General features: G+C 67.8%; 8 protein-coding genes and 1 tRNA gene. 2 read left to right on the forward strand and 7 right to left on the reverse strand.

Features of this window, described 5'->3' with window-relative positions; translation table 11 throughout:
• Positions 1–267: 267 nt before the first annotated feature.
• A complete protein-coding gene (locus tag ACTHL9_RS16930) occupies positions 268–1,560 on the reverse strand; it encodes a GNAT family N-acetyltransferase (RefSeq protein ID WP_440520447.1) in 1,293 nt (430 codons plus the stop codon).
• The gene (gene polA / locus ACTHL9_RS16935; protein WP_440520472.1) at positions 1,560–4,193 is read right to left on the reverse strand and encodes a DNA polymerase I; all 2,634 of its coding nucleotides are present in this window, start codon (positions 4,191–4,193) and stop codon (positions 1,560–1,562) included. Before polA ends, ACTHL9_RS16930 begins: the two co-directional genes overlap by 1 nt.
• A 103-nt stretch (positions 4,194–4,296) precedes the next feature.
• On the opposite strand from polA, the gene ACTHL9_RS16940 reads away from it, so the two are divergent.
• Positions 4,297–4,755, forward strand: a complete 459-nt coding sequence (locus tag ACTHL9_RS16940; RefSeq protein ID WP_440520448.1) for a hotdog fold thioesterase — start codon at positions 4,297–4,299, stop codon at positions 4,753–4,755.
• A 44-nt stretch (positions 4,756–4,799) separates the two neighbouring features.
• Here the strand turns inward: ACTHL9_RS16940 and ACTHL9_RS16945 are convergent, their stop codons facing one another.
• The 4 genes from ACTHL9_RS16945 to ACTHL9_RS16960 form a co-directional block, all read right to left on the reverse strand.
• Positions 4,800–5,339 carry a dihydrofolate reductase family protein gene (locus tag ACTHL9_RS16945; RefSeq protein ID WP_440520449.1) on the reverse strand — a complete coding sequence of 180 codons (540 nt, stop codon included), beginning with the start codon at positions 5,337–5,339 and terminating at the stop codon, positions 4,800–4,802.
• A gap of 49 nt (positions 5,340–5,388) precedes the next feature.
• Complete coding sequence (locus ACTHL9_RS16950) at positions 5,389–5,613, reverse strand: hypothetical protein (RefSeq protein ID WP_440520450.1); 225 nt, start codon at positions 5,611–5,613, stop codon at positions 5,389–5,391.
• On the reverse strand, positions 5,610–6,818 hold the full coding sequence (locus tag ACTHL9_RS16955) for an anion permease (protein ID WP_440520451.1): 1,209 nt from the start codon (positions 6,816–6,818) through the stop codon (positions 5,610–5,612). Before ACTHL9_RS16955 ends, ACTHL9_RS16950 begins: the two co-directional genes overlap by 4 nt.
• Positions 6,819–6,944: 126 nt before the next feature.
• A tRNA-Leu gene (locus ACTHL9_RS16960) sits at positions 6,945–7,026 on the reverse strand.
• A gap of 262 nt (positions 7,027–7,288) precedes the next feature.
• Here ACTHL9_RS16960 and ACTHL9_RS16965 point away from each other — a divergent pair.
• The gene (locus ACTHL9_RS16965; RefSeq protein WP_440520473.1) at positions 7,289–7,846 is read left to right on the forward strand and encodes an ANTAR domain-containing response regulator; all 558 of its coding nucleotides are present in this window, start codon (positions 7,289–7,291) and stop codon (positions 7,844–7,846) included.
• An 80-nt stretch (positions 7,847–7,926) separates the two neighbouring features.
• Here the strand turns inward: ACTHL9_RS16965 and pyk are convergent, their stop codons facing one another.
• Positions 7,927–9,411, reverse strand: a complete 1,485-nt coding sequence (pyk, locus tag ACTHL9_RS16970; protein WP_440520452.1) for a pyruvate kinase — start codon at positions 9,409–9,411, stop codon at positions 7,927–7,929.
• Positions 9,412–9,501 lie beyond the last annotated feature (90 nt).

Genomic DNA, 9,501 nt, shown 5'->3' on the forward strand with positions numbered 1-9,501 from the left:
GTGGCATCGACGGCGGCGAGGAAGTCATCGGCAGAGCCAATGTCGTTGATCGCGACCTGCGGGGTGCCGGACTTCTCGGTGGAGGTGATGGTCATGTAGTAGGGGCTCCGATGTTGGATCGTTAGTCGGTCAGGCAGCCAAATCCACGCCACAGGGCATGGGCCAGACATCCTGATAATTGGATTGGAACAGCTGCGCACTACGCGCCCGTCCAGTTTAGTCTGGCGCGACAAGGCGGGTCAAAGTGAGCCGCAGCCCATCAGCAGGTCAGAAATGGGTCAGGCAGTGTGCAGGGCGCTCGACGGCGAACATCCTCTCCGCGGCCAGCGCAGCGCCCGGACTGATCTCCGTCAGGCGTCCAGCCTCCCTGAGGGTCGTGGCCCGAACTCCTCCTACGTACAGCGACCCCAGCTCCGCCACGTCGAGGAGAAGGTCCGGCCGCTCGCCGTCGGCCCTCGAGACGCCCGCCACGCCCTCGGCCACCTTGAAGCGGAACCGGCCGCCGGCGAGGCCCAGGCCGTCCATGACCTCCAGGACGAGAGTGCCATCGGCTCCATACCGACGCGCCTCCAGAGCGGCGCGCACGTCGAGGACCCTCAGCCAGAGCATGTCCTGGGCGGCCTCGGCCCGAAGGGCTCTGCCGTCTTCGAGGGCCCACGCAAGTGGGTCGTCGGCCGGCGCCTCGTGCCAGACGACTCGCCGGACGAGGTCGAGCGACCCGAGGAAGTCCCAGAGCGCGAGGTATGCCTCCGGCGTCGCGGCCACGAGATCCCGGATCTCCATCGCGTGTGGCTCGTGCTCCCACCCAAGGAACGCATAGGTGACGTACCCGTCAGGCTCCCCGTCGGACCCGTAGTGCAGAGCAGCGCGGAGGGTGGCGTCGTCGCCCGCGGTTTCCCGGTCCCACTGCCCTGCAGCGGCGAGCCGGTAGCGCTCCTGCCGGTCGATCGATCCCGGGGTTGCCCGGTGCGCCCGCTCGAAGACGGCCGGGGCTAGCTCGAGGAGCGCCGACGGATCCGCCACCTCGACGTTTCCGTCGGCGGCCGCGAGCCGGAACCGCGGACCGGTGGTGACGGTGATGCGGCGCTCGGCCGTCGCCACGCCGAAGCCGAACCGACGATAGATGGACGCCTCGGATGCGGTGAGCGCAGCGACGGGAACGCCGTCGGCCTTCGCCCGCGCGAGGTCGTCCGTCATGAGCCTTCGGAGGAGTCCGCGACGGCGATGGCTCGTGCGGACTGTCACCGCCGTCACCAGGTGCGCAGGCACGAGGATCCCGTAGCCTGCATTGAGGGTCTTGCGGAACGTTGCGAACGTCGCCACGGGCACTTCGCCGCCCGGCGCTCCAACGGGGACGGGGCCCAGCTGGTAGGCGCCCGTGAGCTCACGACCGTCCACCACGAAGGAAGCGGCCGTCTTGGCCACCGCGTCCTCGGAGCGCCGCTTGTCATAGAACCCGGCTCCCACGGCCCTGATCCAGTCCCGAGTCCGCTCATAGCCTGCTTCGCCTCGCAAGGCGGGCTCGAACCTCCGGAGCTCGTACTCGCCAGAGCGGTCCATCAGTGCCCCGCCTCGTTCCACGTCCTCCCGACGCCCACCTGCACATCGAGCGGCACGGAGAGCTCCGCCGCGGATCCCATCTGCTCGATGACCACGGCGCGCGCCGCCTCTTCCTCGCCCGGGGCTACCTCGACGACCAGTTCATCGTGGATCTGCAGCAGGAGACGCGAGCGGAGCCCGCGCGCCTCGAGCTCGTGCTCCACCCCGAGCATGGCCAGCTTGATGATGTCCGCCGCCGAGCCCTGGATGGGCGAGTTGAGGGCGACCCGCTCGGCGAGCTCGCGGCGGGCGCGGTCGGTGCTGTTGAGATCGGGAAGGTACCGGCGCCGACCGAAGATCGTTGAGGTGTATCCGTCCTTGCGTGCCTGCTCGACGACGCCGCGCAGGTAGTCCCGCACTCCGCCGAAGCGGTCGACGTAATCCTTCCTGAGCGTGCGGGCCTCGTCGACCGAGATCTCGAGCTGCTTCGAGAGGCCGAAGGACGTCAGTCCGTAGGCGAGGCCGTAGGACATCGCCTTGACCTTGGACCGCATCTCCGAGGTCACCTCCGCCGGCGGGACGTGGAAGATCCGGGAGCCCACGAAGCGGTGCAGATCCTCGCCTTCGCGGTACGCCTGGATGAGCCCGGCGTCGTGGGAGAGGTGCGCCATGATGCGCATCTCGATCTGGGAGTAGTCAGCGGACAGAAGCGACTCGTAGCCCTCCCCCACCACGAACACATCGCGGACCCGGCGCCCCTCCTCCGAGCGAATGGGGATGTTCTGGAGGTTCGGGTTGTTCGACGAGAGGCGTCCGGTCGCCGCGATGTTCTGTGCGTACGTCGTGTGGATGCGCGAGTCGGAGGTGACGGACTTCTTGAGCGTCTCCACCATCTGCCGCAGCTTGCTCGACTCGCGGTGGGCCATAAGCTGCTCGAGGAACGGGTGGCCCGTCTTGTCGAGGAGGTCCTTGAGGGAGGCCGCGTCGGTGGTGTAGCCGGTCTTGATCTTCTTTGTCTTCGGGAGCCCGAGCTCCTCGAACAGCACGGTCTGCAGCTGCTTGGGCGAGCCGAGGTTCACCTCGTGCCCAATCGCCGCGTAGGCCTTGGCCGCGGCCTCGTCGCTCGCCCGCCCCAGGTCGTCCATGAGCGCGTCGATCTCTGGGGTCGACACCGCGATGCCTGCCCATTCCATATCGAGCAGGATGCGCGCAAGCGGGAGCTCCATGTCGCGAAGCAGTCCCGCCGCGCCGACCTCCTCGAGACGAGGAGCGAAATCCGCGCTCAGGGCGCGCACGACGGCGGCCTCCCGCACGAGCGCTCGGGCCGCCTCGTCGTCGTCCTCAAGGGAGAGCGCGAGCTGGCCAGCCACCGGGGCGGGGCCAAGCTGGACGTCGAGGTGGTGCTGCGCGAGGTGGGAGAGCGCGTAGCTGCGGCGATCCGGCTCGATGAGGTAGCCGGAGATGGAAACGTCGTCCACGACCCCCTCGAGCTCGACGCCCAAGGCACGCAGAGCCTTCGCGGATTCCTTGTACTCGTGCAGGGCCTTGGGCACGTCCCCGTTGGCGAGCCATGCGGCGAGGTCCTCGGGGAACACGCCGTCGAGCGGGATGAAGAGGGCCTGATGGTGCGCCACGAGGGCGACGGCGACCGCCTCCTGCCGCTCCCCCGCCGACTCCGCGCGGACCGCGACGGCGAGGGGAACGCCGTCGGCCGCCTCACCGAGGCGAGCCAGCGCGGCAGCGAGCTCGTCGGGGCTCGGCGTGACGTGCTCGGGGACCTCGAAGACCTCGGCGCTGGAGGCCTCGGGCGCCGTCTGGAAGATCTCATAGACGCGCGTCCGCAGCGTCTTGAACTCGAGTTCGTCGAAGAGCGCCTCGATCGCCGCGGGCTCCGGCTGCGGATCCGCGAGCTCGTCAAGGGTCACGGGGAGGTCGAGGTCGGTGAGGAGCCTGTTCAGCCGCCGATTGCGCGCGACCGACTCGAGGTTGTCCCGCAGGCTCTCCCCCGCCTTGCCCTTGATCTCGCCCGCGTGGGCGAGGACGCCCTCGAGGCCGTCGTACTGCAGGATCCATTTCGCCGCTGTCTTGGGGCCCACGCCGGGGACGCCCGGCAGGTTGTCCGCCGATTCCCCGACGAGTGCGGCGAGATCGGGGTACAGGGCCGGCGGGACGAGATACTTCTCCTCGATCGCCGCGGCGTCCATGCGAGGGATGTCGCTCACGCCTTTGCGCGGATACAGGACCGCCACGCGATCATTGACCAGCTGGAAGGTGTCGCGGTCGCCGGACACCAGGAGAACTTCCATCCCCGCCGCAGCGCCCTGAGTCGCGAGTGTCGCGAGGATGTCATCGGCCTCGTGGCCGGGCAGTTCGATTGTCCGGATGCCGAGGGTCTCCATGACCTGCTTGATGAGGTCGATCTGACCGCGGAACTCGTTGGGGGTCTCGTTCCGTCCCGCCTTGTACTCGCTGTACTCGGCGCGCCGGTGGGTTGTCTCATCGCTGACGTCGAAGGCAACGGCGACATGGGTGGGCTTCTGATCCCGCACGAGGTTGATGAGCATCGACGTGAAGCCGTGGACGGCATTGGTGTACTGCCCCTCGGCGTTGCGGAAACTCTCGGCTGGGAGGGCAAAGAACGCCCGGAACGCCATCGAATGCCCGTCGAGCACGAGGAGGCGTTGGCCTCCCGAAGAGTCGAGGACGACGGCGGACTCGGCTTTGCTGGTTTGGCTCACGGGTGCCAGCCTAGTGGGCATGGACGGGAAAGACACTCGGCGCGACTACGCGCGGGAACTCGCCGACGCCAACGTTCCTGAGCACCTCCGCGGGTGGCTTTCGGACTGGGGCGTAGGCGCCCTCGTCGTCAAGCTCGGCATCGTCTTCGAGGAGCTCACCGCGGAGCGCTCGGTGGCGACGATGCCCGTCGTGGGCAACACCCAGGTCGCCGGGGTCCTGCATGGCGGGGCGAGCGCAGCCCTCGCGGAGACTCTCGGATCGTTTGCGGCGACGCTCCATGCCGGGGAGGGCCGCATCGCGATGGGCGTGGACCTCAACGCAACGCATCACCGGCCTGCGACCTCGGGATTGGTCCGCGGCGTCTGCACGGCCTTGCAGCTCGGCCGGAATGTGACCTCCCACGAGATCGTCATCAGCGACTCGGACGGACGGCGCGTGTGCACCGCCCGGATCACGAACCTGCTGCGGGATCTGTAGTACGAGACGGCCGGTCAGAAACTGGTTCAGGAGACCGGCGTTCCTCAGGCGACCCGATAATCGAGTTCGACCGTGCCTTCGCGCTGGGTGACACCTTCGAGGCGGAAGTCGCGCGGGATGCTCAACGCCCGGCCGCCGAAGAGGGCTACTCCGCCGCCGAGGGCCACGGGAACGAGCGTGACGATCACGCGGTCGAGGAGCCCGGCGGCCAGGAACTGCCCCGCGAGGTCACCGCCGCCCACAATGTAGACGTCCTTCTCCCCCGCATCGCGCCGCAGTTCCCCGGCGAATTCGCTGACGTCGCCTCGCACCACCACGACGTCGGCGCCGTTCTCTGGCGAGTGCTCGTGCCGGCTGAACACCCAGCAGGGAACCGAGTAGGACCACTCTCCCGGGTGATGCTCGCGGATCCACTCGTACGTCTCACCGCCCATGACCACGCAGCCCACGCGCTCTTCGAAGGTGCGGTACGAATCCCCGAGCCCTTCGACGCCGTCGAACTTCTCGAGCCAGCCCAGTCCCCCGCCGTCCTGCGCGATGTAGCCGTCGAGACTGGCGCCTACGTAGTACACGAACTCCGACATGGGCTCAGGGTAGACCGAACCTCAGTGTCAATGGGGTGGAACGCGGGGTTCAATGGTGGAAGTACGGCACGATCAGGTAGACGCCGAACAGGACCGCTGCACCGGACAGCGCGTAGCAGACGCGGCTTGCGAGAGCCAGAGCGCCGCGAGCGCCCCGCCGAGGATCTTCGCTCTCCGCACCCAGACGGACGCCGAGGGCGAAGAAGAGCACGATGCATCCGGCGCCGATGACGGTCGCCAGGGCGACCACGAGGAAGGCTGCCCAGTCGATCACTGCACGTCTCCGTTCGGGTTTCGGTTGGCCTTGCGCGATCGCTTGCGGGGCGGGAAGTGCACGGCTTCGCCTGCCTCCTGGACCTCGACGACGTTGCTGTGCCCGACGCGCTGGCGCCGGCTGACGACGAACATCCAGACGATGGCGGCCGCGCCCACGATGGCCACGATGATCACGCCGACCGGCCCGGCTCCGGTGATGAGGGCCGCGACAGCCCCGACGATGGCGGCTGCCGGCAGCGTGAGGACCCACCCGAGCGCAATCCGGCCGGCCGTGCCCCAGCGGATCGAGGTTCCCCGCCGGCCGAGGCCCGACCCGATGACAGAACCGCTGGTGACCTGCGTGGTCGAGAGGGCGAAGCCTAGGTGCGACGAGGCAAGGATGGCGGCCGCAGTGCTTGACTCCGACGAGAAGCCCTGCGCAGGCCGGACTTCGGTGAGTCCGGTGCCCACCGTGCGGATGATCCTCCACCCGCCGGCGTAGGTGCCAAGCCCGATGGCGGCCGCGCAGGCGAGGATGACCCACCACTGGGGCGAGCTGCCGGCGGGCTGCAGGCCCGAGGCGATCAGCACGAGGGTGATCACACCCATGGTCTTCTGCGCGTCATTCGTGCCGTGCGAGAGCGCAACGAGGCTCGAGGTGAAGATCTGCCCGATCCGGAACCCAGCGCGGCCCTGGTGGAGCTTCTGACCGGACTCGGGATCGCGGCGAGCGGTCACCCCGTACGCGATGCGCGTGCAGACCCACGCCGAGATGCCTGCGATGACAGGGGCTGCGACGGCCGGGATGATGACCTTCGACACGATGCTCGGGAAGTTCACGGAGGAGACCCCGATGCCCACGATCGCGGCGCCGATGAGACCCCCGAACAGCGCATGCGACGAACTCGATGGGAGGCCCCGGAGCCACGTGAACATGTTCCAGACGATGGCTCCGATGAGGCCGGCGAAAATGATCTCCGGGGTGATGTGGACGCCCGGGGCTCCCTCACGGATGATGCCGCCCGAGATCGTCTTGGCCACCTCGGTCGAGAGGAACGCACCCACCAGATTGAGCACCGCTGCGAGGGCCACTGCCCGGCGTGGCTTGATGGCCCCCGTCGCAATCGGCGTCGCCATGGCATTGGCCGTGTCGTGGAAGCCGTTCGTGAAGTCGAAGAAGAGCGCCAGTGCGATGACGAGCGCGATTATGGCGGTGATATCCACCCGGAATCCCATCGAAAGTCGGGGTTGCTGTGGGCGCTCCGCGGTCCCGCCTTCGAACGTCGACACCCGGAGTTCATCTTCCGGATGCTGCGGGTTCACCTGCGCCGAGAATTCATCCTATACCGGTGCCCGAGGAGGGACTCGAACCCTCACACCTTTCGATACCGCATTTTGAGTGCGGCGCGTCTGCCGATTCCGCCACTCGGGCCCACCCGGCCCGACCGATGGCCGTGCCGCTGCACCACTCTACAGGCCGGGTGCCTGTCCGGCCTACCGCCGCCCGCGCCGGAGCCGCCGGCAGAACCCATCGGGTCACGCAAGCGCTGGGCCCTGCGCGCCGGTAGGATCGTCTCCGGAGCCAACTCATTCTGCAGCAAGGAGCCCGAGTGTCCGAGAAGACGTCGGAGAACAACGCCAAGCCCACGCCCAAGAGTTCGACGCCTGCCGAGGCCGGCTCTGCCGCCCGCCGCGTGGTGGTCGCCGAGGACGAGACCCTCATCCGCCTCGACATCATCGAGATCCTGCGCGGCGAGGGCTTCGACGTCGTCGGCGAGGCCGACAACGGCGAGAAGGCCGTGCAGCTCGCGGAGGATCTTCAGCCCGATCTGGTGCTCATGGACGTCAAGATGCCGGTCATGGACGGCATCACCGCGGCCGAGAAGATCGTGAAGGCCAGGATCGCGCCCGTCGTGCTCCTCACGGCCTTCAGCCAGAAGGAACTCGTCGAGCGTGCGCGGGACGCCGGCGCCATGGCCTACGTGGTCAAGCCCTTCACGCCCAATGACCTCGTCCCCGCCATCGAGATTGCCCTCTCGCGCCACGAGGAGATCCGTGCTCTCGAGGCGGAGGTGAGCGACCTTCAGGAGCAGTTCGCCACGCGCAAGCTCGTCGAGCGCGCCAAGAGCCTGCTCATGACCAAGATGGGGCTCTCGGAGCCCGAGGCGTTCCGGTGGATACAGAAGACGTCCATGGACCGCCGGCTGAGCATGCGCGAGGTCGCGGAGACGATCATCAGCCAGGTCAGCTGACCGTTCCGGCAACGACAAGAGGCCCGGTCACCCCGTGGGATGACCGGGCCTCTTGTCGTTGCCGACAGCCAAGCGAGGGTTTAGACCTCAGGCCACGGGCCGACCTGCTCGCGCACCGGCTTCGTAGCGCCGTCGAGCAGCTGGCCTGCGTCGGCCAGGTCGCCGACCTTATGGACCCGGAGCATGTTGGTGGAACCGGCCACACCGGGAGGGGAACCGGCGGCAACGACGACAAGGTCGTTGGGCTCTGCCATGCCCGCACGGAGAAGGTACTCGTCCACCTGGGCGATCATCTGGTCGGTGTGCTCGGCGAACTCGACCATGCGCGGCTGGATGCCCCAGCAGAGGCTCAGGATGTTGAGCGTCGAGCTCAGCGGCGTGAAGGCGAAGATCGGCTTCTGCGGGCGGAGGCGGCTCAGGCGTCGGGCGGAGTCACCAGACTGCGTGAACGTGCAGATGTACCGCGCGTCGAGCTGGTCTGCGATCGTGACAGCGGCACGGGTGATGGCACCGCCGCGGGTCTTCGGCTGGGTGCCGAGCGCGGGAACCCGCTCCAGACCGTGATCCTCGGTGGACTCGATGATCTTCGCCATGGTCCGAACGGTCTCGATCGGGTAAGCACCCACACTCGTCTCGCCCGAGAGCATGACCGCGTCAGCGCCGTCGAGCACGGCATTCGCACAGTCCGAGGCCTCAGCGCGGGTAGGGCGAGGATTCTCGATCATCGACTCGAGCACCTGCGTCGCAACGATGACGGGCTTGGCCCACCGTCGCGCGAGCTCGATCGCCCGCTTCTGGACGAGCGGCACTTCCTCGAGGGGCAGCTCGACGCCCAGGTCTCCGCGGGCCACCATGATGGCGTCGAACGCGTCGATGATCTCGTGCAGCTGCTCAACGGCCTGCGGCTTCTCGATCTTGGCGATCACCGGCACGCGCCGGCCTTCCTCGTCCATGATCTCGTGGACACGCTCGATGTCCTTCGCGTCGCGGACGAACGAGAGGGCGATGAAGTCCACGCCTCGCCTGAGGGCCCACCGGAGATCGCCCTCGTCCTTGCCGCTGAGGGCAGGAACGTTGACGGCGACGCCGGGGAGGTTGATGCCCTTGTTGTTCGAGACCATGCCGCCGATGACGACTTCGGTGACGACCTTCACGTCGTCGACCGCCGTGGCGCGCAGGCTGACCTTGCCGTCGTCGATGAGGAGGGTGTCCCCGACGGCAACGTCCTCCGTGAGGCTCTTCAGGGTCGTGGAGCAGATCTCCTTCGTGCCCGGGACGTCCTCGGTGGTGATGGTGAAGACGTCACCCGGAGCCAGCTCGTAGGGCCCGTTCTCGAACCGGCCCAGACGGATCTTCGGGCCCTGGAGGTCGGCCATGATGCCGACGGCCTTGTGGAGTTCGGCCGATGCCTTGCGCACGTTCTCATACGTGGCGTCGTGCACGGAGTATTCTCCATGGCTCATGTTCAGCCGGGCCACGTCCACACCCGCCTCGATCACTGCGAGGGTCTTCTCGTAGCTCGAGATCGCGGGGCCGAACGTGGCAACGATTTTCGCTCGTCTCATATACCTCACCCTAGGGGTTGTGTGGGGAACGGGAATGTCCGGGGAATGAACTTTCGTGCTGTGGGAAAGCTGCTGCGAGAGGGCCGGCCC

This window comes from Sinomonas sp. (assembly GCF_051955515.1).
Lineage (GTDB): Bacteria > Actinomycetota > Actinomycetes > Actinomycetales > Micrococcaceae > Sinomonas.

Coding starts and splice junctions, on each gene's coding strand:
- ACTHL9_RS16930 (WP_440520447.1), bottom strand. CDS start 1,560: ATGGACCGCTCTGGCGAGTACGAGCTCCGGAGGTTCGAGCCCGCCTTG.
- polA (WP_440520472.1), bottom strand. CDS start 4,193: ATGGCGTTCCGGGCGTTCTTTGCCCTCCCAGCCGAGAGTTTCCGCAAC.
- ACTHL9_RS16940 (WP_440520448.1), top strand. CDS start 4,297: ATGGACGGGAAAGACACTCGGCGCGACTACGCGCGGGAACTCGCCGAC.
- ACTHL9_RS16945 (WP_440520449.1), bottom strand. CDS start 5,339: ATGTCGGAGTTCGTGTACTACGTAGGCGCCAGTCTCGACGGCTACATC.
- pyk (WP_440520452.1), bottom strand. CDS start 9,411: ATGAGACGAGCGAAAATCGTTGCCACGTTCGGCCCCGCGATCTCGAGC.